Source organism: Arcanobacterium canis, from assembly GCF_029625435.1.
GTDB classification, from domain to species: Bacteria; Actinomycetota; Actinomycetes; order Actinomycetales; family Actinomycetaceae; genus Arcanobacterium; species Arcanobacterium canis.
Window position 1 is genome coordinate 1,359,312 of sequence record NZ_CP121208.1, and the last position, 26,648, is coordinate 1,385,959.

Consider the following 26,648-nt stretch of genomic DNA (forward strand, 5'->3'; position numbering starts at 1 on the left):
GTCAACACTCAGTTCAGTTCATCGAGCCTTGGTGGATTAGCTCCTGCACGCGAGCAGGTGATTGCAGCAACGCGAGCCGCAAACTCAGCGATTTCTTGCAGCTCGTCCTTACTCAAAGCCCGCAACGCCTCACGGTGACGCCCACCTGTCAGTCCGCGTGATTCAAGCTGGTAAATCAGTGCGCCCATAAATGAATCACCTGCCCCAACCGTGTCAACAACCTCAACCTTCTGAGCAGGAACGCGCACAACATCACCGGCGTGATTCACCGCAATCACGCCTTCCCCTCCGCGAGTGACGGCGACCAAAGACGGGCCCGAGGCTGCGAATTCCTTTGCATATGCGATCACTGCATCTTCGTTGGGCACTTCGGTCTCGAAAAGGAATCCGAGGTCTTCGTCGGAACACTTCACGACGTCGGCCATCGCTACGATCTGACGCACGCGAGCTCTGGTTGCTTCCATATCGTCAATGAGAGCGGGGCGAATATTGGGATCGTAGGAAATTGTGGCGCCCGTATCTGCCAGATTTTCTGCCTTTGGGTCATCCTTCCCTGACTTCGCTTGGTTCAAAATCTGGGCAACTTGCCCAGCTCCCGGCTCCATAAACGTTCCGATTGAACCGGTGTGAACGTGGTGGACGCGTGTGAGATCAACGGGGGTTGCGCTCAGATCCCACGACAAATCGAAAGTGTAGGTCGAGGACCCATCCTCGCCAATTGTTGCAGCTGCCGTCGCGGTCCGCTCAGCTTCGGCACGCTCAACAACCACGTGGTCAGCTCCAAGCCAGTCAAGAAGCACCTGACCACGTTCGTCCTGCCCGAAACTCGTCAGCAAACGCGCAGGAATCCCTAAGCGCGAGACACCAATCGCGACGTTTGCCGGGCTCCCGCCAGGCAGTTCTGTGATTTGACCGCCACGGTTGATGACATCGATTAGGGCTTCGCCAATAATAAGCAGACTCATGACACAATTCCTTCCGTTGAGTCTCGGATAATGATTGAGGGTGCTTCCTGAGTAAGGGACCGCGGCGCTTCTCCGCGAATCACCTCAAGTAATAGTGTGGCTGCCTGGCGTCCGATTTCTGCAGGCTCACGATTCGTCACTGTGATCGACGGACGAACAATTCGACACAACGGGGAATCCTCACACGAGCAAATCAGCACATCACGGCCGATATTCCGCCCTGCAGCACGCAGGGCGTTGAGCCCGCCCACGGCAAGAACCTCGTTATCGAAGATCAGACCATCGGGAATCGCCGAGCCTTCTGCCAGCCCTTCGATTGCTTCACGTCCAGATTCCTCCGTCGCATCTTCTCCAGCGACCACCACGACGTCTATTCCATGCGCCTCGCCGAATTCTTCGAGCGCAGCAATTCGCTCTTGGGTATGCAGGAGCGAACGCATTCCGGAAACATAGCCAATCGAGCGCGCCCCACGCTCAACGAGATGCGCAGCGAGCGTATTGATCATTGCTGACTCATCGCCCACAACGCACGCTGTGCCCTCCATTTCGTTTCCGACGACGACGGCGGGCAACCCAAGCTTGTCCAGCTCTGCCAGACGTGGGTCACCCACGCGCGGGTCAACAAGCACAACGCCGTCAACGCGTCCTTGGGCATACCAATTGCGATACGTTGAGAGTTCCGCTTCAGAATCGGGGCCTGTATGGAAAACGAGATCATATTTCTTGGCCGTCAGCGCCTGCTCAAGCCCAATAATGAAGTTAAAGAAAAAGCGTTCGGAATTATACGAATCTGGTTTTCGGGCAATATAAAGCCCGACGGCGTCGGCGGAACCAAGAGACAGCGATTGAGCCCTCGCATTGGGCACCCATCCGATTCTTTTCGCAGTTGACAAAATACGCTTACGCGTTTCTGGCGATACGCCCGGCCTGTCGTTAAGCGCAAACGACACGGCAGTTGTCGAGACACCGGATTCGCGTGCAATATCGCGGATCGTTGGTCGGTTCATTCTTGCTCTTTTCATGAATTTCCACTCGGCCCCGTCGCCGAGCAGGAAGAAAACTTACTTACAAAATTCATTCTACTAAAAACTTGCGCTTAATCGGTTTAGTTATTACTGTGAATTTTACGAGAACAACGAAGCTCTCTCAAGGAAGGCTGACATGGAAGTCGGATTGACCCTCACTCGCATACACCGCACCTTGCACGAACGCATTATGCGTGCCCAGTACACCCCGGTGTCTCAACTTTCACTCGCCACATGGCGAGTCCCGGATGAGATCGTCAACGGTGTGCCAGTGATCGGTGAGCCTGTAGCAGAGCCGAGTGGCCCGTTCACCCCGCTTAACGTGGGGGACACCTGGGGAATGCCGTGGCAAACGGTCTGGTTCGATGTGAAGGGAACCACCCCGTCGGCGTCGCAAATCCCCCACGGCGATACTGTTGAAGCTGTTCTCGACCTCGGCTGGGATGACCACTCAGCCGGATTCCAAGCAGAAGGTCTAGTCAAGGACGCGCAGGGCAACTCCGTTAAAGCGATTAACCCGCGCAACCAGTGGATCCCGCTTCCACAAACACCCGATACCGATTTCCACTTCCGCATTGAAGCAGCCGCAAATCCACTTCTGCTTGAGGTTCTCCCTTGGCAAGAAACCCACGACGGCGACAAACTCACTGCCTCGCGAACAGAGCACTACCGCATCGCGAAGGCCGACGTCGTCATTCGCCACACTCAGGTAGTTGACCTCGTCACCGACATCTCAGTCATCTACGAAATGCTCGAAGCGAAGGGCGAAGCCGCATTCACCAACAGCGACTACGAAGCCCTCATAGCGCTCAATGATGCTCTCGACCAGCTTGATCTTGGCGATATTCCAGGCACTGCTGCCGCCGCGCGTGAGACACTCGCCCCGATTATGTCCCGGGCCGCTCTGCCGGGTGCGCATCACCTGTCGGCTGTCGGCCACGCACACATCGATTCTGCCTGGCTGTGGCCGATTCGCGAGACGAAGCGCAAGGTTAATCGCACCATTGCCAATGTTGTCCGATTGATTGAGGACGGCACTGGTTTAGTCTTTGCGCTTCCGGCGGCACAGCACGTCGCGTGGTTACGCGAGGAGGATCCTGAGCTTTTTGAACGCGTACAAAAGTGCGTCCGCGAAGGGTCGATTGTCCCCGTTGGTTCGATGTGGGTTGAGCCCGACGCCGTGCTTCCTGGTGGCGAAGCAATGGCACGGCAACTGGTGGAAGGGACCGCAGAATTTGAAGATGCTTTCGGTATTCGGTGCAAGGAAATCTGGCTTCCTGATTCCTTCGGCTATTCTGCCGCGCTCCCACAGCTTGCCCGTGAGGCCGGTATCGAACGGTTCCTGACGCAGAAGATCTCATGGAACCAAACCAACGTTTTCCCCTATCACACTCTTCAATGGGAGGGCATCGACGGGTCACGTATTTACACACACTTCCCGCCTGCTGATACCTACGGATCAGAAGTCACTGGCGCACAAATTCGCCACGCTGAGCAGAACTTCAAGAACAAGGGCGCAGCCAATAGCTCTCTGCTCCCCTTCGGCTACGGCGACGGCGGCGGCGGCCCGACTCGCGAAATGATGGAACGCCTCTCGCGTATGGAGGACCTGGCTGGGTATCCGCAGGTTGTGAGCGAATCTCCTCATGCTTTCTTCGATCGGGCACAAGCCGAACTACCTGAACCGCCGGTGTGGGTCGGAGAGCTTTACCTCGAACTCCATCGCGGAACATTCACGTCGCAGATCGCCACCAAGCAAGGTAACCGCCGAAGCGAAGCACTCCTGCGTGAGACAGAGCTATGGTGTACGATCGCCGCGCTCGCTGGAGCTGAATACCCCTACACCGAGCTCCGCGCCGCATGGCGCAAGGTGCTCCTGTGCCAGTTCCACGATATTCTGCCTGGTACATCGATTGCATGGGTGTACCGCGAAGTTGCCACAATCTACGCCGAGGTCAAGGAAACATGTGAACACCTCATCGGTGAGGCATTTGATTTCCTCGGCAAAGGCCACGAAGGACGTCAAGCGTGGGCAAATGCCACATCGTTTAGTGTTCACGGCGTCGATGCCCTTGGTGCCACTGAAATTTCCGGCGGAGTCGGTGATATTAGCGTCTCGGACAAGCGCATCTCCAACGGCGCACTCTCCATTGATTTCAACGATTCGGGCGCAGCCACACAGATCACCGATTCCGCCGGACGTACCTACATTCCTACGGGGACAAGCGCAGGTGAATTCTGCGTCTTCCAGGACTTCCCGAATACATGGGACGCCTGGGACATCGACCCTTTCTACAAGGGTTCGCAGAAGAATCTCGAGCTAGTCTTCGATGGCATTCACACTACCGAGACGCAGGCAACGGCTCGCGCACACACGTCTTTCGGTCACTCACAGATGAGCATCGAATGGCGACTCGCCGCAGGCCAACCCTACGTCGATGTTCACGTGGAGGTGGACTGGCACGAGCGCGAAAAGCTGCTCAAGCTCGCCTTCCCGCTCGATGTCCACACAGATCACGCCCAGTTTGAAACGCAGATGGGGTACATCACCCGTCCGACCACAACAAACACTTCCTGGGAGAGTGCGAAGTTTGAGGTGAACGCCCACCGTTGGCTTCGTGTGGCAAATTCGGGCACATGCGTGTCGATCGCGAATGATTCCACCTATGGCTGGGACATCACGCGTCACGCCGCAGGCCAGCGTGGCACGTACTCACTCGTGCGTGCCACACTGGTGAAATCCGCCGTGTACCCCGATCCTGCACAGGATCAGGGCCACTTCGAGTGGAACTTCCGTCTCCACCCCGGTGCTAGCGTCCTCGACGCCGTCGCCGATGGCCAAGCACTCAATATTCCGCTGCGCAAGGCGCCCGCCATCGCTGCTCCCTTCACGTGCGAAGGTGCAGTTGTGGAATCAGTCTCGATGGTGCCCGATCAGTCCGGCGATGTTGCGATCCGTCTCTACGAAGCTCAAGGCGCACCCGGCAAAGCACGTCTGACATGGCCTGACGCCGAAGTGAAAGCAACTGACCTCCTCTACCGTGACAGTGAAAATGCTCCGGCAGTTTCGAGCACCGATGGAGTTCACACCATCGAGCTCTCGCCTTTCCAGATCGTCACCTTGCGAGTGAAGGCAGGAGGGGCAAAGTGAAGTTCGGAGTCAACTACACCCCTAGACGCGGCTGGTTCCACTCCTGGCTTGAGTTCGATGCCAGCGCCGTCGCTGAGGATCTTGACGCAATCGCGTCGCTCGGAATTGACCACATCCGGATTTTCCCTCTGTGGCCAATTCTCCAACCCAATCGCACTCTCATCCGCGAGCGCGCGATCGAGGATGTTGCAACAGTTGTTCGCCTGGCACACGAACGCGGGATGGAAACACTGGTGGACGTCCTAAACGGTCATCTTTCGTCCTTTGATTACCTCCCATCGTGGGTGAGTGCATGGCATCTGCGCAACATCTTTGCCGATCCAGATGCCATCTCAGGCGAGCGCGAATTGGTGCGTGCCCTCGCCACCCGCCTTTCCCATGAAGCAGGCGCAATGGGCCTGAGCTTAGGAAACGAATTCATCCAGTTCGCTGCCTCGCGCCATCCTTTCCAGCATCAGATCACCACCGCCCAAGCTCACGCATGGCTGTCTGATTTGCTGACGACGGCGAAGACCGTGTGGCCTTCAGGCACGCACGTTCACACACATGACGACGATCTCTGGTTTGATCCCACCCAGCCCTTTGACCCGGCGTCGGCAGTGACGCTCGGCGATCAGACGACTGTCCACTCCTGGGTATTCGGACGTGTCGGCCCACGATTCGGCGCAGGGGCACCCGAACTCGACTGGTTCTCTCGCTACTTGACAGAACTTGCTGCTGGTTGGTCCGCCGACGTCGAACGACCCGTGTGGCTACAAGAGATCGGCTCTCCGTCCAACTACGTTCCCCCGCAGGAAGCTGCACGCTTCCTCACCGCCAATGTCGATCGCCTCATGGGTGCTCACGGTGGCGGAATCTCCCCTCATCTTCGTGCGATCACCTGGTGGTGTTCACACGATGTCTCCCGCTCACTGGCTGACTTCCCTGAGCTGGAGTACACCCTTGGTCTGTTCGATTCCGATGGCAATCTGAAGCCAATCGGAGCTGCCTATAAATCGGCAATCGAACAGTGGGGTTCCACAGTGCCTCAAGACGTTGTGCGCCCCACTCTCGAACTTGAGGTTGCGCCAAACCAGCGCGATCTCACGGATGCTCGCGGCGAGTTTTTCGACTCGTGGATGGCATCCGCACTCAATGGCGATGTTCCGCGCATCGTAATCACACAGTAGAAAACAATCTTCGAAGGAGAAGATATGAAGTACACCAAGATGGCTGCCGTCTTCGCTGCGGCAACCCTGTCTCTCGCAGCCTGCACGGGCGGAACTGCCAATACGTCGTCGAGCGAGAAACCCGCTGCTGAAGGCAAGATTTCTGGAGAAGTCACCTTCCAGACCTGGTCACTCAAGAACGACAAGTTCACCCCGTACTTCGAGAAGATCGTGAAGGACTTCGAGAAGCAGTACCCGGATGTCAAGGTCAAGTGGGTTGATCAGCCGGCTGACGGCTACGAGGACAAGGTTCTTCAGCAGGCAGAGTCCGGCGAGCTTCCCGACGTTGTGAACCTTCCACCGGAGTACGCTTACTCACTGGCCAAGGCCGGTCAGCTCATGAACCTGAAGAAGGAGTCGAAGGTCATCGGCGATTACGTTGACGGTGGCGTTGACGCATACACCTACGATGGGCTGGAAGGTTCGTTCGCATTCCCGTGGTACCTGGGCACCGAGCTCAACTACTGGAACACCGATCTGTTGAAGAAGGGTGGCGTGGACGCCCCGCCAGCAACCTACGAAGAGAACTGGAAGATCGCCGGTCAGCTTGCTGAGAAGGGCATCCAGACCATCTCCGATCTCCCGTCGCCCAAAGGTCTGCAGATCATGGTGTCCAACGCTGGTGGTCACTTTGACATCCTCAAGGACGGCAAGTTCGTCTTCAACACCCCCGAAGCAGTGAAGATCGTTGAGACCTACGCTGATCTGTACAAGAAGGGCGCAATCACCCCTGAAGCACTTCAGAACGCTGGCACCGCAAACGCCAACGTGAACAACTTCAACAAGGGAACCGTTGCATGGACCACCGCTGGCCCGAACTACATTGACAAGGACGTGGCGGTCAACGCCCCGACGCTCTTGCCGAAGGTAAAGGTCACCGCAGGTTTCGACAACCCGCCGTTGTTCGTTCAGGGTATTGCGGTTTCCTCGAAGGCCAAGAACCCAGCTGCTGCTCTGAAGTTTGCTGAGTTCGTCTCCAACACCGAGAACCAGATCGAGTTCGTCAAGCTCGCTGCCGGCTTCTTCCCAGGCACCAAGGCGGCAAATGCTGATCCGTCGAAGTTCGCTGAGGCCGCTCAGAACCCGGAGCAGAAGGTTGCCACCGAGCTCGCCGCAAAGCAGATGGATAAGGCCAAGATGATCGGCGATCCTCGCTACACCGAAGAGATGGAAACCTTCGCAAAGCAGCAGATTGCACTTGCTGTTAAGGGCCAGATCTCCGCTAAGGACGCCCTCGACAAGGCTGTCCAGCACGCACAAGATGCACTGAAGTAAGAAAACACGCGTTGAAGGGGACGAGCAGATGAGAAGACAAAAATGGTACACACCCTACCTTCTGGTTTTGCCAGGAGTGATCTGGGTATTCGTATTCGCCCTGTGGCCGTTCTTGAACACGGTTGCACTCGCTTTCACGGATGCTCGTCCCCTTCAGCCCGCTAATTACGTTGGTCTGGAGAACTTCTTCAAGCTCTTCTCCGACGAACGCTTCACTTACGCGCTCACCACATCACTGGTCTACGTGGTGGTCTGCGTGCCGTTGCTGACCTTGCTGCCGCTTTTGCTGGCCCTCCTTGTTCACCGCAAGATCCCCGGTATCGGTTTCTTCCGCACCACTTTCTACTTCCCGGTGATTGCCTCGGCAGTGGTTGTGGCCATCGTGTGGGAGTTCCTGTTTTCCAGCTCGGGCACCATCAACGAGGCGATGAAATTCTTTGGTCTTCTTGACCGTCCCATTGAGTTCCTTTCTGATCGTTGGTTACTCATCTCGTGTGCCATCGGCCTGACGGTGTGGAAGGGCCTGGGATACTACATGGTGGTCTATCTGGCCGCACTCGGTAGCGTTGGACGCGAACTTCATGAGGCAGCTGCTCTCGACGGTGCAGGTCGCTGGCGTCGTTTCTGGACCGTCACTGTTCCAGGCGTGCGCGGACCGATGATGCTGGTTGCTGTTCTGATCTGTGTGGCTGCAATGCGTGTCTTCACCGAGCTTTACATTCTCTCGAACGGATCTGGCGGCCCAGGTGGCCAAGCGATGTCGATGGTGATGCTCATTCAATCCATGGGCAAGGGTTTGAACGGCCAGATCGGCTACGCCTCCGCTATCTCTTTAGTGCTCTTCGCACTGACCCTCATCCCGTTGGCAATCATCGGTTACACCTCAAACCGCGATCTGATCAAGGATGCACGCGCAGCACGCCGCGCGAACAAACAGATCGAGAAGAATGCACTCCGCGCTCGTCCGGCGTCGGAAACTGCACTTCCCGCATCGATGCAGCACCTCGCCGTTGCCGCCTCGACGTCGGCCTCACGAACCACCGGTAAGCATAAGGAGACCACCAAATGAGCACCGAAATTTCGCAGGCTCCAGAAGCTGTCAAAGTAGTCCAAGCTGAGACGGCTAAGGTAAAAATTCGCAAGGAGCGTCCGTGGCGTGGACACGGCTCGTCGGACATCATGAAGCCAACGCTTCTCGGGCTCATCGGGAAATACGCCGCCCTCATCTTTATCTTCGTGATCATGGTGTTCCCGTTCGTGTGGCAGTTGTCAACGTCCTTCAAGGGCGCTACCGAGAATATCTACGACTTCCCGCCGACCTTGTTCCCCGATGCCCCCACACTGGATAACTACCGCACGGTGTTTAACACGATCCCTGTGTTCTCCTACGCATGGCATTCATTGCTCGTGGGCGTTGGAACAGTGATTTCGAACGTCATTTTTGCAACCCTTGGTGGTTACGCGATGGGATGCTTGAAGTTCCGTGGCAAGTCGATCGTCTTCATCATCTTCTTCTCGACTTTGCTCCTCCCCGGTGAGGTGACGCTGACGTCGCAGTACCTGACCGTCAAGAGTCTGGGATTAGCCAATACGCTGTGGGGTGTGTTCCTGCCTGGCGCGATTTCAGCAATCAACGTGCTCCTCATGGCCGCTGCCTGCCGAATGATTCCTCACGACATCCTCGACGCAGCCACGATGGACGGCGCTAACACCTTCCAGCGCCTTCGCCACATCGTCTGGCCTAATATTCGCGGAATGGTTTCTGTGGTTGCGCTCTTCGCTTTCATTGGCGCATGGGATGACTTCCTGTGGCCGTTGGTGGTGCTCTCCGATCCGGCGAACTACACCTTGACCGTGGGTATGCAGTACCTGAATTCGAACTTTGGCGCTAACCCACGCGCAATTGCTGCGGGTACCATGATCGCCCTGGTTCCGATTATCATTCTCTTTGCAGCCCTGCAAAAGCAGTTCTTCAAAGGCGTTGAGGAAGGTGGCGTGAAGGCATGAGCGTTCCTCCCGCTGGTTCGATCCCCTGGGTCTCTTTGCCCTATCCAAAATTCGAGCCAGCGGGAGGAGTCTGTCTGCTGCGCGCAGATACCACCTCTGTTGGTTCTCCCGAGGTTGACGAGGCGCGTGAGCCACGCGTTTACGTCACGTCCACCGCATCCGAAGCTGGCCGCGAAGTTTCCCGATTGCGTGATGAACTCCGCGACTGTGGCGTGCGAATCGTTGAGACTGCAGTAGAGTCAGACGTGACGATCACGCTTGACTTGAGCTCGTCTGATCTGAGCAAGGCACAGGACAATCATGAAAATCGTGAATCTGTCCGGATCGAGGTCAGTGCGAATCAGATTCACATCTCCGGCTCGACTCCTACCGCGCTCTTCCGAGGCACACGCCTTGTGCTCCACAATGTCCATGCGCAAGGAGCGTTGCCGTGTGGCGTTGCCAATGCCCAGCCTCAAGTTCAAGTGCGCGGCCTGCACGTGGACACTGCACGAAAGTTCTATTCCAGCCAATGGATCGAGAAGCGTCTGTATGAGATGTCTTGGGTGGGGCTCAACACTTTCGAATGGCATTTTTCAGAGAATGAAGGGTTCAGAATAGAATCCGAGGCGTTTAGCCAAGTCGTTTCCGAGGACTACATTTCACGCGATGAGGTCGTTCATCTCCTCGACATTGCCGATGACCTCCACATTGAGGTCATTCCTTCCCTGGATATGCCCGGACACCTACGCCAGGTTCTGGCACACTTCCCCGATTTTCAGCTTCCGCCTGCACAGCTTGCCCCAGAAAGCGAGCCTCTCGCGATTCCCGATACTGGTCATGCTCTGAATATCACACGGCCTGAGACTGTGGAATTTGCGATGCGTCTCATCGACGATTTCGCGCCTTTATTTGCCCGTTGCCACAGGTGGAACTTAGGCGGCGACGAGTTCGTTGATTTTGCTCGTATCGACGACTATCCCTGCCTTGCCGACGCCGCCCGAGACCGTTTCGGAGATCATGCGAACGGCTTTGACCTGCTCACAGATTTCATTAACCAGATCGCTGCCCATGTAATTGAACTCGGGTTCGAGCCGCTGGTGTGGAATGATGGACAGCTTCGTGGACACGTTGTCAAGTGTGATCCGCGTGTGACCCTGACATGGTGGACAAACTGGCACAAGGATATGGTTCCGTTACGTGTAGCAATCGATGAGGGCTACCGGGTTATCAATTTCAACGATTCGCTTTTCTACTATGTTCTCGGTGAAAACGCTGGATATCTCCATCCGACACCTCAAAGAATCTGGGCTGCGAACTGGCATCCTGGGCTCTTCCCCAATCTTCCGCCAGCAGCAGTGAGCAAAGAGATGGCTCTCGAACACTCAGATCCGACTCGTCAAGAACTTCTGACTTACCCCAAGGAATTGCTCGGATCGATGTACTCGATCTGGTCCGACAAGGCTGATGCTGAAACCGCGAGCGACGTTGCACGGCTTGCTTTACCTGGACTTCAGGCGATGGCTGAACGAGCATGGAACGGCGGAAGCACGCTCTCACTCGACGAATTCGCTGCTCTCTGCCATAAGATCGGCACACCGCTGGTCACTGCCTCGTGATTGACGCGGTAACAAAGCGCGCGGCTTCCAGTCGCGCGCTTTGTTGTGCGGAGAATAGTGCGGTCCTCACCCAACACATTTATCCTTGAAGGGTGAATTTCTTTGCGCCCGTGAACTCCCGATTGCTTCTCCCCCGACGCTGGTGGAGTTCTTGTGCGTTCGCAGTGTTTTCAGTCATGCTCTTGCTCATGCTGGCAATCTCTCCAGCTCTGGCCGAACCTCCCACTTCCCCCGACCCCTCGGCGTCGCCACGCACGCCAGCGTCGGCAAACCGACCGGCGACGAATGAGCACCAGCACGTCCTCGTTCTCCTCACAAGCGGATTGAGCTGGCAATACATCAATTCCACTGACACACCACACCTCGCCCAGTGGGCCGATGCGGGCACAATGTTCAATATGGTTCCCCCGGATGTGCGCGAATGGGGATGCCCGGAGGATGTGAGTCTGGCACTGAGCACCGGCACGCTACTGAGCAAAACCTCAATCAACCACAACGCCGGTTGCTCGATTCAACGCATGTTCGACGGCGCCCCCCTGCCCCTGTGGCAAGATGCAGATTTCAGCGCGATCATCGACACTCTCGGCTCAGCACATAAAATTGGCGCACTTTCACAGGTCCTGCGCGAACACCATATTGATTCGCGCGCTATTGGAGCACAGGCTGGCGCCCTCTTAGTCACCCCAGATGGCTTAGCACCCAAAGGTTTCGCATCCGAGCGAGTCAGCAACAAAGTCCTCAGCTCACGCGTTGCCGATGCAGCACGGACGTTTTCGCTCACCGTCGCTGACGTCACGGGTGCAAATTTCTCCGCCGACCCAGAGCGCTCCCGCATCTCGCCTCTCACGCTCCCCACACTGACAAAACCTGACCTTCAGCCGCCCACTGACTTCCCGATTCTCATGCCTACCGATTACTACCGCGACGTCGCCGCACGCAATAGTGCCGAGCGCGCTGAAGCTGTGATGTCGAAAGTTCCTGCGGGCACGAAAGTGTATTTCCTCTCGTTGCAGACGTTGGCGGCAACGGAAGTTTTTCAGCCCGGGTTCGTTTCGTCCGGCCCTGGTGCGCCGCAGCCCGACGCCGGTAAACTCGGCGGGCGCGGTCTGGGGTGGTCACCTCAGGTTCGCCAACACGGCAACATCCACTATTCGTCGATTGTGCCCTCGATCCTGGCCGATTTCGGAATCGATGTGCTCGATGCAAAACCGGCACCAAAACCCGCAGGCGCTTCAGTAGATATATCCACATCGGCGCAAACAGGGCAGACCGATGCGCACTCCCTCACGTTAGATGACCTGGTCCAGGCTGGAAAGAATGTTGACCCGCTGACGTCGTTGCGGGCAAGCGCGATGACGACACTCGCCACGAGCACAAGCGGCGAAGCACGCGCAGATGAACTCGCAAGTTCGGCGCGCAAAGCCTCAGTCATCGTGCCTGTGAGAGGGGCTTTCGTTTCTGCACTCACGCAGTACACAATCACCTATATTCTGATTGCCACACTGATCCTCGCAGCCGTCGTTCGCCCAAAACTTGGAGAACAACACGGCCTTCGTCATATCACCCGCTATGCTCGAACCGCTCTTGGCCTGCGTAGTGTCCGCCTCCTCCTGGCACTCGCAGGCCTGTGGATCAGCGCAATCCCAGCGGCGGCGCTGATCAACACGTGGGCCTGGCCGTGGTGGATGAGTGGGTCTCCTCGATATGCGATGTTCGTAGGAACATATCTCGTGGCAGGCGCGCTAGCTGGCTTTGCCTTGGTGAGTGCCCGCTGGCACTCGGTAGCGCCGCTGGTGGTAATCGGCACAGTCACAGCCACCGCTATCTTGACTGATGTCGCAACCGGATCACGCAACATCGCAGACTCCCCCATCGGCTTCAATACCTTGGTGGGAGCTCGGTTCTACGGCTTGGGTAATGAAGCGTTCTCTTTTGAGTCCACCGGGCTTCTTCTCGCGCTTGGCGGGTTCCTCAGTTGGGCGTCGTCGGCGCGTCAGGGCACGCGCCACCGCACTGTTCCCTGGTGGGCACTCACACTCTGCGCACTGATCGGAACCGTCGGGATCATGGTCGGCGTATGGCCCACGCTCGGCGCCGACTTCGGTGGAGCAATTGCTCTCATGCCTGCGCTCGTTATCCTCTTGCTACTCGCGTCAGGCAAAACAATACGTCTTCGCTTTGTTGCCTTTCTTGGCATCGGCGGACTGGCTCTATCAATGGGAATCGCACTACTCGACTGGCTTCGTCCTGCCGCAAGCCGCACGCATCTGGGGAACTTTGTTCAGGCAATGATCGACGGCGATGCATGGACTATCGTGTGGCGAAAGTTGAGTGTCAATCTTCAGCTCCTCGTCAGTTTGAGCCACCGATGGATTGTTCTCGCGGGTGTCATCTTCCTCTGTGCAGTGGTCTGGCCCTGGATTACAGCACGCTATGCGAATGAGCTCAGCGCTGCGTCACCTTCCACCCCCAACGACACCACCCTCAGTCGTCGGTCAAGACTGGCAGCGGTCATTCGCCAACCACTGGGATACACGCTTGCCGCAGTGTTGGCTTGCACGGTGATTGCATTTGCTGTCAACGATTCAGGAATCGTGTTACCTGGTTCCACATTCCAAGTGCTCATGCCCGCGCTGGCAGCAACGATTTTCCTTGCTACGTCTACTCGCGCCCAGTAGTCACGACGCTGAGGCGGCGGATGAGTCCGTCCCATCGCCTTCAGGACCACTGATGTTACCTTCAAGACCACCGACGTCGGCGACGGGGAGGAACCCAAAGCGGAAATCGTATTGCAAGAAGTCGGTAGCTGCTACCTCGCCGTCGTCGTTGAGGCAGTGGCTTCTGTTGCGGTCAGAAATTGCTACATACTTGGTGTACAACTGAGTAAGCTCATGCGAAAAGCTTTCGGCGTCGTCACGGGACAGAACATAGAGAATGTCACCGTTCATTCGCACACTCGGCTGCGAACGCTGGGCGAGTTCAGCGGAAAATTTTTCCGAACGCTCACGGATCACTGTCTCAAGATGTGCGAGGGTGGCTGAGAGAGCAGGTGCAGTTGTCGGGTCATCAACTTCCCATCCACCTTGAACCGCTCGCCACCAGGTTTCACGGCCATCGCCTTCGCCGGTGGCAGACTCGATCACTCCTGCGTCGTGCAAAATTTTCAAATGATAGGACATCTTGTTCGGCGCGAGTTCCAGGGCGTTAGCAAGATCTGACGTGCGCGCTGTGCCGCGCAGATTCAATTCGTAGAGCGCGTTAAGCCGGATCGAATTTGAAAGAGCTTTGACAACCCTCGGTGTGGCCTTATTTGTCATAGTTCTACAGTATCCCACTGGCTCGGTTTGGGGAGGGACCGCACGCGGGGCATCGCCATCCACGACAGCGCTGGGATAAAGCCGAGAATAACGAAAAGGAGTATTGCCGGCCGATATCCGACATAATCGAGCATCCATCCAGAAATAGTTGGCGCACAAGCGAGCGGCAATGAGGTAATGACAGCGAGGAGAGATAGGAGCCGGCCCTGAATATCTTGCGGTGCCGCAGAGAAAACGATTGCCGAGTGCCCTTCGATGACAATCCTGACGAAGATGCAAGTTCCCATCGCGGCGATGAGAACGCCATAGTTAAAAGTAATGATCGTTGGGATCAAGAGACAGACGGCGAGCGGAACACCGAGTGTGAGCGTGTGCCCTGTTGCCAGACGAGTGGAATAGCGACTGGCGATGGCTGAACCAACGAGAGCAAATAGTGCAATCGCCATGTTGTAAGCAGCGATTGATTCAGGAGAACGACCCTGAAGAACGAGCGCATAGGTGTAGGTGAATTGTGCCCCCATAAAGCCAATATTGATCACAGCAAATGGCACGATAATCTGTAGAACCAAATTGTGAGTACGGATCCAGGTCCACGCTTGTCGAAGATCAGTGACGAAAGTGGTCATGGCAGAAGCAAAGATCCCCTGATGTCGCTCCTCGTCGGTAATCTCCGTCGGAATGCGCGGATGAAGATCGCGTGCAATGAGCGAACCGCACAAGCCAAGCAGGAGGTACCCCACCACCGACGCGGCGAATGGCACCCACACACCGAGTGAATAGAGCGCTGCTCCGACAGGAGGCGCTGAAAGTTCGACACTCGCATCTCTTCCCCGATTCGCCGCTTGAGCTTTAACAAGACTCTCACCACGCACAATTGAACGGAGAACGGCGTCGGTAGCGAAACCAAACAGACCCATGTTCACTGCACCAAGTGATGCCAGTGCGATGAGGATCTGGAATGTGAGATGACCAGTAGCGAAAAGCGCCGCGATAGTCCCCCAGATCGCTGTACCGATAGCAGCGAAGAGGAAGATAATTTTGCGTCTATCGACACGATCGACGATAACTCCGCCGGGAACCATGCAGATCACACCGATCGCTTGAGAGGTAGTTGCGATCAAACCGGCTTGTGTTGCCGATCCGGTCAGTGCGACGACGGCGAGCGGCAGAGCAAATGTGCGGATACTCCCGGCAAATTTCGCAGAGGTATCTCCTGCAAACCATGCACGGTAGTCCGGTATTGCCCATAAGTTCTGTGAGTGAGTGATGCTGGTGCCAACGCTGGCCGACTCTGGTTTTTCTGTCATGAAGCCAGCATATTAGTTCAAATTAATTTGCACAATTTATTTTGAACTATATTTTTTTGGGGGGGGAGGGACAACGGGAGGCCCACACATTGATACATGCTCCACTACGTGGGCTTAACGAAATACCTGGGCCACTCTCGCACTAGTACGGCAGTTAACCTTCCCGGGCTTTTGCAGGAATTCCACCAATGAAAACCGTCATCACAAAATAACAGCGAATATATGTTTTGCTGTTTATTGGGTGACACCTTTTAGCGACACCTCACTTCAGCACTCACACCCCACACAGAGAAACAATTGAAAGACCCCTATTACTCCAAGCCTTTTATCAATCAGTCGTGCGACACCAAAGACAGAACACACTAAGGGGCTAAATTATTTAACACTTCTACATTCAGCAATATTGATTAGGACTTTTAAGTCAGTCGCACGTACCGCTATATTCTCTACTATAAAACGAGTTCAGACGGAGATGACTTCCCCATTACTTAGCACATGCGTTAAATTTTAAGGCAAGTAGTTAACCTTGATTAGGTCATCATAGCATGATAAATCTCGGTGGCACTCCGCTTGCGCCATGTCATCACTCAACTATCCACGCTACGGTGCATCCCACCGCTCAACTATCCACGCTACGGTGCGTCCCACCGCAACTATTCTTTTATGGAGGACCCATGCACAATTTTGACTCCTACGGCAACCGACTTCTTCTTTCTCTTGGAGCATCACAACACGCCGAAGAGACGTACCTCAGCCTTCTCCTCGGACAAAAACTCGACATCCCCCAGTCTGTCCTCGATGAGCTACTCCACTTGAGGCTTGTCACACTCACAAAAACAGGCCCGGTAGCACAACCAGCGTCGGCGATCCTTCGAGAAGCACTCAACGCAAAGTTCGCCGAAGTGAAAAGCCTCAAAGATTCGCTCAAAGCTTTCGAGGCGATGGAGTCTCGAGAACCGGAAAGCATCCATAAGGTCACTGTCAGTCTCCATGAAATGGATCTGTGGTACAACAACATCATCAGCAAGGCGCAGTCCCATATTCGCTATTGGGATAGCGATCCACACATCAACCGAGAATTTATTACTCCACAATTTGCATCCGTGTGCGAACGGGGCGTGTTTGTTGAATCAGTGTACGAATCAGAGTCATTCGACGACCCAGAATTTACGGATGCGATTCTTGAGTGTGTTCAGGCTGGCGAGCATATCTCAGTTGCCCACAAACTTCCCTTCCGAATGTTGATCGCCGACGATCACGAAATCATCATCATGTGGAGGAACGAAGCAGATCTTCCGATTGCAATGCTCTCTGACGATACGCACTTAATTAGTTTCCTCTTACGCGGATTTGACTACATGTGGGAGCGAAGCATTCCATTCGGCCACCACTACCCAAGTGGCGACGCAATTTTCTCCGACGAAGCTAAAGAAATTATGAGTCTCATGGCGATGGGACTCACCGACGACGCTATCGCACGCCGCCTTGGAGTCAGCGCTCGCACGGTGGGGAGGCGAGTCGGCGCACTCATGGCTTCACTCAATATCAACACGCGTTTCCAGCTAGGCATTAAGGCACAGAAAATTTTTCTCGGTAACCAAGACAAATAACGTAGATCGACAGCAGAAACTGATACATCAGCAAAATTCAATGCTGTCCTATACATGCCCTGCCAGTTTTAGACAGTCTGCCAAACTTACGCATAAAAGTTTTCAGGGAATTTTTTGCTAAAACACAGCATCCCTGAAAATTCGCCAAAAACTCATCTTTTAGTGACAGAGCAGCAACGATCCCAAATATGCACATATGCGGATAATCAGCCATGAAATGTTGAACTTTAATCAAAATAAGACGCATATAGCGTCATGTACAGCCCTGGTCTAACAGCCACCACCAAGAGGCTTGTTAAGATTCCTTTCGCTAGGTAGCACGGACAGAAAAGTCCATCTACCAGTAAATTCATTACACAGACTGAAGGGATATCTGCATGGGTATTTCAAAAATCAAACGAGGAGCGCTAGCCTCCGGACTAGCCGGCACACTCCTCGCAACCGCTTTCGGCGGAGTCGCACAGGCACAGGAGCATCAACAGGATCCAAAACTTCCACGCATGGGTTACACGCTGCGGAGTGAGACATATAAAGACAAAGCTGATGGAGAAGTCTCTCCGTTTATTTTTACAGTCCCAAACAATTCTTCCTCGAAAGTTTATGCACCTTGGACTTCTCATAGTTGGATGTACCGAACAATTCCCTCTGACGGACGTCCTGAAGTAATAGATGAACAAAAACAAGAACCTAACCCAGGTAAAGATGCATCGCTTTTTGACCCCAAAAAGATCGATACTTCGAAACTTAAAGAAGTGTTCTCAAATCTCACCTATTGCTTTAGTCAGCAAAAACATTTTCCAAATAACGCAGGGCGTCACCTGATTTCTTTGGAGACTAGCGACATTGCGTTCACTACCCCACAGACAAGCCTTAACGATAAAACCAATCAATATGAAGAACCGCAAACAGTTCTGAAAGAAGTAGAAGCCAAGCAAGCAGTGACCGGCGTGATCTGGAATGGATTTCCCACTGATGCTGCAAAGTTTCGAGAGAGTCTACACCTGACGGTCGACGAATTCCACGAAGCCACACAACAGGCGGTGTGGAAATATACTGACAACAAAACCTGGTCATTGAATAATGCAAGAACATATATGGGAAATGAGTCTGGCCTTAAATCCTATGTAGCATACTTAGCGCTAACAAACAACCGCTCAGAAGCGCATGAATCTGAGGTTAAAGCGCTTCTCAAAAACGTTCCTGAAACGGCTCCCGCCCCTAAACAGCCGCAGGCCGATCTTTTAGTAATAAAATCTAAGGATTCTAAGCACAGCAAGCAAGACCTATTAAAGGCAGTTTTCAGCGATCCCAAGAAGCCTGACGTGCCATTTTATCCACCGACGGATAGTACTCCGAAAAAACCAGAGTGTGATTGCCCCAAGGGTGATCCGGGGCCGGTAGGGCCGCGTGGTCCAGAAGGAGCACCGGGTAAGGATGGTCAGCCCGGACGCAATGGTCATGATGGCAAGCCAGGCAAGACCGGGCCGCAAGGCCCCAAGGGTGATCCGGGGCCGGTAGGGCCGCGTGGTCCAGAAGGCGCACCGGGTAAGGATGGTCAGCCCGGACGCAATGGTCAAGACGGAGCACCTGGCCACAATGGCAAGGATGGTAAAGACGGTGTCGGTGTCCTTGACATCAGGATCGATAACCAAGGTAATCTCACGATCACACTCACTGATGGTCGTGAACTCAACCTTGGCAAGATCCTTGGTCCTCGCGGCCCCAAGGGCGACAAAGGCGACAAGGGCGACCCAGGCCAACCAGGCCCCAAGGGCGACAAAGGCGACAAAGGCGACAAAGGTGACCCAGGCCAACCAGGCCCCAAGGGCGACAAAGGCGATCCAGGCCAGCCAGGCCCCAAGGGAGATAAAGGCGACAAGGGTGACCCAGGTCAGCCAGGCCCCAAGGGTGACAAAGGCGATCCAGGCCAGCCAGGCCCCAAGGGAGATAAAGGCGACAAGGGTGACCCAGGTCAGCCAGGCCCCAAGGGTGACAAAGGCGACAAGGGTGACCCAGGTCAGCCGGGGGTTCCTGCGCCTGACACTGATAAGCCGAAGATGAAGATGCCGAATAGTGAAGTTGCACCGAAGGTGACCCCGCATGTGCAAGGTCCGTCTTCTAAGCTGCCGCAGACGGGTGCCACGGTTGGGCTTTTGGCCTTCATCTCTACGCTGATGATCGGCACCGGCCTCCTCGCTCATCGAGCACGCAAAACTCACTCACATCAATAAGGAGCAAGAGTAGGTTGGAGGGTGTTCGTCGAATTTTCGATGAACACCCTCCAACCTACTTGTCATATCTCAACGGCATCAAAGACTGCTGCCGTACCATATTCCTCTCCTCGCCGCCGGGTGACGGTAGACTTCCTCCAGAATCTTCCCGTTACGCGGGCAAGGATGTCTCGTACAAACTTCGTTTTCATACCCATCCACATTTTGTCCCCACAATTTAACGATATTGTGGATTCAGCACACATCATCTCAGGATCACAGGTCACGGGATAGGAGAGGGCAACGTGATTCATGCAGCCGTTATTTTAGCCGGCGGGACCGCTAAGCGATTAGGCGGGATATCCAAACCGGATTTTCAGATCGCCGGCCAGCGCTTGCTCGACATCGTTCACCACGAGTTACTCGCTCAATCAGTGGCTCCCACTGGGATCATCATCGTCGGACCAAAGAATTTAGTAACCCCCGAAGGCACACGCCTCACCCTTGAAGATCCGCCATTCGGTGGCCCGCTAGCTGGGATCGGCGCAGGTTTGTCACAACTTGAGCTCTCTGATGATTCGCTCGTCGGCCTCGGAACATGCGATGCACCATTCGCGCCACGACTCTACAAGGAACTCGCACAACGACTATATGATCACCCTGAATACGACGGCGCCGCTCCAGTCACGTCTGGCCCTGATTCGTGGACCCAGTATTTACACGGCGTCTATCGCTTGCGGACAATACGCCATCTTCACATGAAACGCGACCACTCGATTCGCTCCGCATTTCGCTCACTCAACATAGCCGAGGTACTCGATACCGAAAACTACTGTTTCGACGTCGATACCGTCAGTGATGCCAAGTTATTAGCAGAGCGCATCAGCGACGGAGCCTTTAAACTCGCATCTGATTAGGTGACAACGCCACACAACAGTGTAGGGTGAAGCGTCCTGGGTTTTGTTCCTCAACAAAACCCAGGACGCTTCACCGCATAAAATGCAAGTTTTGAGTATTAGTCCGAAAGAGAGGGAAGGACAGGAACACATCTCGGGTTACCTGCCCCTCCCGATGTAGCACCCGAGGGGACGAGTGCCACATGGAGAGACAGACAGGATCTCTCCATACTCACGCTCAGTGCTTGCGACGCAAGATCGCCATACCACCAGCGCTCATCAACACCACACCAAGCACACCCAAGCCAGCGACCGACGAGCCTGTCACCGGCAAAGGTGGAGTCTTTGGAGTCGGCGGAATTGACGGAACCGGAGGGACAGGCTTTTCTGTGACGTGGACGGTCTGCTTCTCATCCTTGACATCATGGTGGACACCAACGAGTGCCCCGTCAGCGTAGACGTCCTCGAAGACGATCACCTTCTTGCCAGCAAGCTGAGAGGCATCAAACGTGATCTCCACCAAGGCACACTCGGTAGCCGATGTCGGCGTAAACTCACGTGTGACCGTAAACGATTTGCCGTTCTTATCCAGGATCGGCTTCTCGTTCTCATCCACCAACGACGCCGTGATCGTGTACTTGTGGCCCACGATCCAGTTCTGGTCCGGGCTACACACCCGATCCACAATCACCTGGCCAGGCGCGGGCAACACTTCATGATCCATATCCGCCTTGTCCAGCGCGGTCGTCACGATCCGGGCCTTCGGGTAGAAACCAAGGGTCTGATCCACGTCAGTCAGGTCATCGTGGAGTGCGACCTGGCGGCCCTCTTGCAACAAACGATCCGTTGCCACAACCGTCACGCCCGGATATAAGGACGCGTCCACCGTGAACGTCACCACGCGCTGCGTATTCGCCACATCCGCCCTCCACGTCTGGGACACCGTCACCGGCTTATCCGACTTATCCACGAGAGGCTTACCCGTGGCCTGATCCACCAACGTCGCCTCCAACGCGTATTCCTTACCCACAGCAAGGTTAAACAGCGGAACCGTCTCAACCAGGTCACGCATACCATAGGCAGGGATCTTCTCCTTACCGTTATTGAACGTCAGCAACGAATCAATCATGGGAACATTAAACTGCTCGAAACGGTCGGTTGCGGACGTTGCGAGCGGGGTGACGCGGTCATCACCAGCGAAACGCGAGACGAACACGTACGTGCCCGGCACATTCTTGCCATTCTTGTCAGTCACAACCTTCCATGACCCGTGGCTCACCCCACGATACTCACCATTTGCAGCGGGAATCTGCACCGTCTGGCCAATCTTCTGTGCCTTGGAGATGTTCTGATCCGAGACCGTCTGGTCAAAGGTGAAGAAATACACTGAATGATCAATCGTCTTGGTATCCGGCTTAAAACCCGCGCCACCCTCAAACTGAGGATGATCCTGTGGCATACCGGCAACGAACACATCATCAACAAGCATCAACCCATGATCTGTTTCTTTGAAATGCAACTGGGACGTGATCTGCGCCTTCGTTTTCACCGACGTCGTCTCATCCGCCAAACCGTAACTATCAGTCCAGCCGGTTGTGATCCACTTCGCCGCGTCCTTCGCCTGATCCTTCGCATCAACACGCCACACCCATGTATAGAACCCAGCCTTTGTTGCCTTGCCACCATTCGCCGTCAGCGTCTCACCCGGCCCCTTCGCCGTCACCATCATCGAGGAAACGAGTTCTGCGGTTGCCGGAACCGCACTCGGCGTAGCGGGCGGCTGCGCAGGAGAAACATAATACAGATCCGCACGATACACCACCGGAACATAGTGCCCCTTCGTGACATCATCGGCCCCGATGCGAGTCCACTTTCCATCCATAAACTGAGGGTCAGCCGACGCGGTAAAAGTATCGACCAGCTCGTCACCCACGCTCACAATCTTCCTCGCGACCTGCGAGGCGCCCATCGGGCGGAACGGGAACACAACCTTCTCTGTTTCTGCTGCTAGACCGTACTTGTCAGCCCAATCCGCATGAACATAGTCGGCGTTCTTGCCCTGATCGGCCTTGCGGACCTCCCACACCCACGTGACCCAGCCACGCTGCTTCGTCGTAGCCTGCGCCTGGAGCTTCTGCCCCACACGCGACACCGTGAACGTTGTCGTTCCAATGAGTTTCGCACCCTTCGGCACCGTGGCACTCGTGGCAGGCTTCGAGATACCTGCATAGTAAGCACTCGCACGATACACCACCGGAACCGGCTTACCGTTCGCACCATTAATCCACACGCCCTGGCCATAGGACTTATCCACGGCGGTAGTAAACGTGTCCGTGACCTGCCCGTTCGAGACCTCTTGAGCCACAACCTTCGAAACACCCATCGGCTGGAAATCAACACTCACACGCCACGACGGACCCGCAACAGTCACCTTCTGCGGATCCGATACCGGACGATTACCGTACGAGAGCACATCCTGAATCACACCATTCGCACCAAATTTCGTCAGCGTCCGACGAGTCGGCGTATCAAACTTTGCGGAGTATGTGACGTTTCCTGCGCTGGTTGCGTGCCAATCCAAAGTCAGCGGCTTGGACGCGGTCTTCCCACTCCACGTCGTCTTCCCATTCGAGGTAAACACTGCCGGACCCGAGAGCGTGACCGTCACCGGGACACCGGCAAGCCAAGTGTTCGCGTTTTGCGGATGAACACCAATATTGTGAATATTTCCGGCGCGTTCGCCGTTACCGCTTACTTTGCCAGCCTCATAAGAGATCACAGCGGACTTGCGGGCCTCCTGGACGTACTTCTTCGCCAGGGCCTCCACCTGCGGAAGCTGAGTACGAACAGCCTTGACCACCTCATTAACCACCGACTGGGCCGAGGTACGACCACGCTGCTGCTCAAAATTCACATGCACCAAATACGACAACACTGCCAAATTCTTGTTGTCCTTATTGTGCTGATACTTGTTCAACAACCACGCCATCTGCGGGGTCTTTAAATCCAACTCCGCAGGCCCCCACTCATGCGACGTCGAAAGCGTCGCAATCGAAGTCATCTCATTCGGGCCTGGATCAGCAAGCTTGGCATTCATACACCAAATCGGAAACGCCTCAACTTTTTGGCCATGAATCACTTTCGTTTCCACATAATGCGGTCCCAGCCGCAACGCGCCAGACGCGTTCACGCCACGCAAAACAAGCCCACGCCCCACAGACGAGTTCCAGTCCGCAAACGCGGCCTGAGGAACAAACAACGACAACAACAATGTCAGTGCCGCAATCACGGCAACAACAGGTGAATGCTTTTTCGCACTCACACCACTCTTTAACATAAAATGCTCCTAAGGAGAATAGATAATTTCGGCAACCAATCATCCGATTGGTTGAATCTGTCTTCCTAGGTGGTGGAACGTGTTGGCGCACATTCCACCACCGCTGAAATAATGCCTTCAACCACGCGGCTGGAACGACGTCGTTGGTACTTCACTACCGCTTCCCTCTAGCGCTACAGCCTGACCTACAACACTATTGCTGGCTATGTTCTGGCCTTGTTCCTCAATACTCATTGGATCCTCCCCCTCTCTCCATACCGTTGATTACTACTGATGAGTTCATCCTAAAACGATCCGCAAAATAGGGACTTCCTTTATACACAGGGACAAAACTCCGTGTGTCTCAACCGCTCATACTGTGTGGGAAGGTGAATTCACTGCCAGTCCCAATGTCTATCCTTCGTGTGAGCCATTTCAATCCACCGGAACGGCCACAAGGCCCCCACCCGCAAACACTCGATCTCCCACGAATCTGCACATCAGCGAGAACAACATCACCCGGGTCATTCGTAGACAGGTATTCTGCAGCTTTCACGAACGCGTCAGCTATATCTTCCCTGATCGTGTTCATACAACCCGGAGGGTCAGAGAACAAGATGCACCACACGAAATATGCACGATCACCTGAGCACGCCCTACAATGTGCTGATAAAACTCGACTGCTTCGCAAAAGCTCTCGGGTAAGACGGCGTGGAGTGTCACAGACCTGACGCGTGCTGCCGTAGCGTCCGCGCCCGACTCCCGTGATCGGCAAGGGTGTATTTCCCTACGACGAAGTCTAAGAAAGCAGCGAAATCACGAGCACGGGTGTTATTACGTCGTGATTGACTTGTCCGGCACATCGGACAACGCAACCCCGACCGGCCCTCAGCACTCGTGCCCCATTTTTGCGTCCTACCACCACAGATTTTGCATTGAGGTTCCCCCAATTCCAGCAACACGAACTGTCCTATAGACCTAGACCTAACACGGCTATGGAAATTGAGCAAAAGAAAATGGCCTCAGACTCTTTCGAGTCCAAGACCATTTCATTCGTGGCGGGGGCCGGATTTGAACCGACGACCTCCGGGTTATGAGCCCGACGAGCTACCGAGCTGCTCTACCCCGCGTTGACTCGATCTATCCTAGACACCTACTAGTACAACCGCAAGATACCTGAACGTGCATTACCCCACATTCACATCATTGTTACGGCTCCACCGAGAGTGAGGATGCCAAAGAACCTCAGTTTCCCAACGCCCCTCGTCGTCACATCGCTGTGGACAAATTGTCAGTGAGGTCCACCGGATCATCGTGCAGAACCGGCGGGGTATTGAGAAAATCCACAACAAGCCCCACACCAAGTGCCACGAGTGCTGGCATGAGCCACGCCACTTGGTATGAGCCAAGCGGGAAATACTCCAGGAATGTTCCTAACCCCGAAAAGACGTCAAGCTCTGTGGAATGCAGCGCCTGCGGAATTGCCAGGAGTACACTCACCCAGGCCGGCAGATAATATGCCCACATCAGCTTTCGCCTGATCATCATCTCCAGCAATGCCACCAACACTAGGCAGATCGCCACAGGATAGAGCAACTGGTTGAGTGGAGCAACCACCGCCAAAATCTTTGCCAGCCCCAAGTTCGCCAGAGAGAAAGCCACGAGCACGTGAATAACGAGCCACGCCCGGGCCGACACCTGCGGAATCATGCGATGGAAGTACTGAGTGGATGCACCGAGCAATCCGAGCACCGTGGTCAGGCACGCTAGGGAAACGATCAGGCCGAACACGAACTGACCGTTGGAACCGAAGAGATGCTTGGCCACATTAGACAATACAGCAGCTCCGTTATCACCAGCGCCGACCATTCCCACTCGGACAAGACCGAGATACACCAGTGCCAACATCAAGGCAGCAACCCCCGCAGCCGCAGCCATACCGCGTCGCAAAGCCACACCATGTCGCCCGTCGGCTTCCATCACCGAATAAATCACACCACCAAAGACAATCGCAGCGATTGCATCCATCGTGAAGTATCCCTGGATAACCCCAGTAGCAACAGGAGCTGCAGCAAATTCTGGAGTGGCCGCATGACCCACCGGATCTGTTTGGAACGCTCCGATGATCAATACAATAAGAAGGAGCATCAGTACCGGCGTCAGCCCCAGTCCGATGCGTGTGACTAGCGCACTCGGACGCAATGCAGCCATAAAAGCGACTGCGAAGAACCCAGCAAGGAAGAGCGCCTGAGCAAGAGAGATATTCGAACCTGCACCCAGCACCGGAACCACAGACATTTCAAAGCTCACGGCGGCGACGCGCGGAATACCGTAGAGCATTCCACAGGAAAGGAACACGAGCAGGATCAGCAGCGGTCCAAGGTGACGGCCGATACGGCCTCCAATATGGGGCTCATCACTGCGCTTGGCAGAGTACGCAATCATTGATGCTGCCGGCAACGCTACGCCAGTAATCAGGAAGCCGAGGGCAGCCGTCCAGGCCGCCTCACCGGCATTAACTCCAATCATTGTAGGAAGGATCAAGTTGCCCGCCCCGAAGAACATGGCAAACAGTGCAAGGCCAGAAACCAGCAGCGTGCGCATCAACATCTTTCTTTCAATTACCTACAGAAATCTCCCCAAAAAGAGCAATATTTGCGAGCCACGACACAGCGAGCCTCATACGCCAGACACACGTCGGCAACGATCACATCTTCACAGGGGTGCCACACATTATGCAGAAAAACGGGTAGCTATTCGCGC

General features: G+C 55.1%; 16 protein-coding genes, 1 tRNA gene and 1 pseudogene. 10 read left to right on the plus strand and 8 right to left on the minus strand.

Annotated features, from left to right (window positions below; translation table 11 throughout):
- Positions 1-8: 8 nt before the first annotated feature.
- The gene (locus P7079_RS06135; RefSeq protein ID WP_278012400.1) at positions 9-965 is read right to left on the minus strand and encodes a carbohydrate kinase family protein; all 957 of its coding nucleotides are present in this window, start codon (positions 963-965) and stop codon (positions 9-11) included.
- Positions 962-1,972: a LacI family DNA-binding transcriptional regulator gene (locus P7079_RS06140; protein WP_278012401.1), complete on the minus strand. Its 1,011-nt coding sequence runs from the start codon at positions 1,970-1,972 to the stop codon at positions 962-964. Before P7079_RS06140 ends, P7079_RS06135 begins: the two co-directional genes overlap by 4 nt.
- Positions 1,973-2,126: 154 nt before the next feature.
- Here P7079_RS06140 and P7079_RS06145 point away from each other — a divergent pair, with 154 nt between their 5' ends.
- The 7 genes from P7079_RS06145 (at position 2,127) to P7079_RS06175 (ending at position 13,907) form a co-directional block, all read left to right on the plus strand.
- Entirely contained in the window at positions 2,127-5,141 is a 3,015-nt protein-coding gene (locus tag P7079_RS06145; RefSeq protein ID WP_278012402.1) for an alpha-mannosidase, read from the plus strand.
- A complete protein-coding gene (locus P7079_RS06150; protein ID WP_278012403.1) occupies positions 5,138-6,310 on the plus strand; it encodes a glycoside hydrolase 5 family protein in 1,173 nt (390 codons plus the stop codon). The genes P7079_RS06145 and P7079_RS06150 overlap by 4 nt, the downstream gene beginning before the upstream one ends.
- A 24-nt stretch (positions 6,311-6,334) precedes the next feature.
- Positions 6,335-7,624: an ABC transporter substrate-binding protein gene (locus P7079_RS06155; protein ID WP_278012404.1), complete on the plus strand. Its 1,290-nt coding sequence runs from the start codon at positions 6,335-6,337 to the stop codon at positions 7,622-7,624.
- 28 nt (positions 7,625-7,652) lie between these two features.
- Entirely contained in the window at positions 7,653-8,693 is a 1,041-nt protein-coding gene (locus P7079_RS06160) for a carbohydrate ABC transporter permease (protein ID WP_278012405.1), read from the plus strand.
- Entirely contained in the window at positions 8,690-9,631 is a 942-nt protein-coding gene (locus P7079_RS06165; protein WP_278012406.1) for a carbohydrate ABC transporter permease, read from the plus strand. Before P7079_RS06160 ends, P7079_RS06165 begins: the two co-directional genes overlap by 4 nt.
- Complete coding sequence (locus P7079_RS06170; RefSeq protein ID WP_278012407.1) at positions 9,628-11,229, plus strand: family 20 glycosylhydrolase; 1,602 nt, start codon at positions 9,628-9,630, stop codon at positions 11,227-11,229. Before P7079_RS06165 ends, P7079_RS06170 begins: the two co-directional genes overlap by 4 nt.
- Before the next feature lie 92 nt (positions 11,230-11,321).
- Entirely contained in the window at positions 11,322-13,907 is a 2,586-nt protein-coding gene (locus tag P7079_RS06175) for a hypothetical protein (protein ID WP_278012408.1), read from the plus strand.
- Here the strand turns inward: P7079_RS06175 and P7079_RS06180 are convergent, their stop codons facing one another.
- Entirely contained in the window at positions 13,908-14,546 is a 639-nt protein-coding gene (locus tag P7079_RS06180; protein WP_278012409.1) for an ArsR/SmtB family transcription factor, read from the minus strand.
- Positions 14,543-15,853 (minus strand): MFS transporter, encoded by a 1,311-nt coding sequence (locus P7079_RS06185; RefSeq protein ID WP_278012410.1) that lies wholly within the window; start codon positions 15,851-15,853, stop codon positions 14,543-14,545. Before P7079_RS06185 ends, P7079_RS06180 begins: the two co-directional genes overlap by 4 nt.
- Positions 15,854-16,527: 674 nt before the next feature.
- On the opposite strand from P7079_RS06185, the gene P7079_RS06190 reads away from it, so the two are divergent.
- From P7079_RS06190 to mobA, 3 genes are all read left to right on the plus strand, one after another.
- Positions 16,528-17,463, plus strand: coding sequence for a LuxR C-terminal-related transcriptional regulator (locus P7079_RS06190; protein WP_278012411.1), 936 nt, complete (start codon positions 16,528-16,530; stop codon positions 17,461-17,463).
- Between the two features lie 377 nt (positions 17,464-17,840).
- Entirely contained in the window at positions 17,841-19,694 is a 1,854-nt protein-coding gene (locus P7079_RS06195) for a thioester-forming surface-anchored protein (RefSeq protein ID WP_278012412.1), read from the plus strand.
- 284 nt (positions 19,695-19,978) lie between these two features.
- Positions 19,979-20,590, plus strand: a complete 612-nt coding sequence (gene mobA, locus P7079_RS06200; RefSeq protein ID WP_278012413.1) for a molybdenum cofactor guanylyltransferase — start codon at positions 19,979-19,981, stop codon at positions 20,588-20,590.
- Positions 20,591-20,807: 217 nt separating this feature from the next.
- Here the strand turns inward: mobA and P7079_RS06205 are convergent, their stop codons facing one another.
- The 4 genes and pseudogenes from P7079_RS06205 to brnQ all read right to left on the minus strand — a co-directional run bounded on the left by P7079_RS06205 (position 20,808) and on the right by brnQ (position 26,489).
- Positions 20,808-23,906 (minus strand): VaFE repeat-containing surface-anchored protein, encoded by a 3,099-nt coding sequence (locus tag P7079_RS06205; protein WP_278012414.1) that lies wholly within the window; start codon positions 23,904-23,906, stop codon positions 20,808-20,810.
- A 716-nt stretch (positions 23,907-24,622) separates the two neighbouring features.
- Positions 24,623-24,835 (minus strand): annotated as a pseudogene (locus P7079_RS06210) (IS256-like element ISAod1 family transposase); the annotation flags it as partial.
- 106 nt (positions 24,836-24,941) lie between these two features.
- A tRNA-Met gene (locus tag P7079_RS06215) sits at positions 24,942-25,015 on the minus strand.
- A 139-nt stretch (positions 25,016-25,154) separates the two neighbouring features.
- Positions 25,155-26,489, minus strand: a complete 1,335-nt coding sequence (gene brnQ / locus P7079_RS06220; protein WP_278012415.1) for a branched-chain amino acid transport system II carrier protein — start codon at positions 26,487-26,489, stop codon at positions 25,155-25,157.
- Positions 26,490-26,648 lie beyond the last annotated feature (159 nt).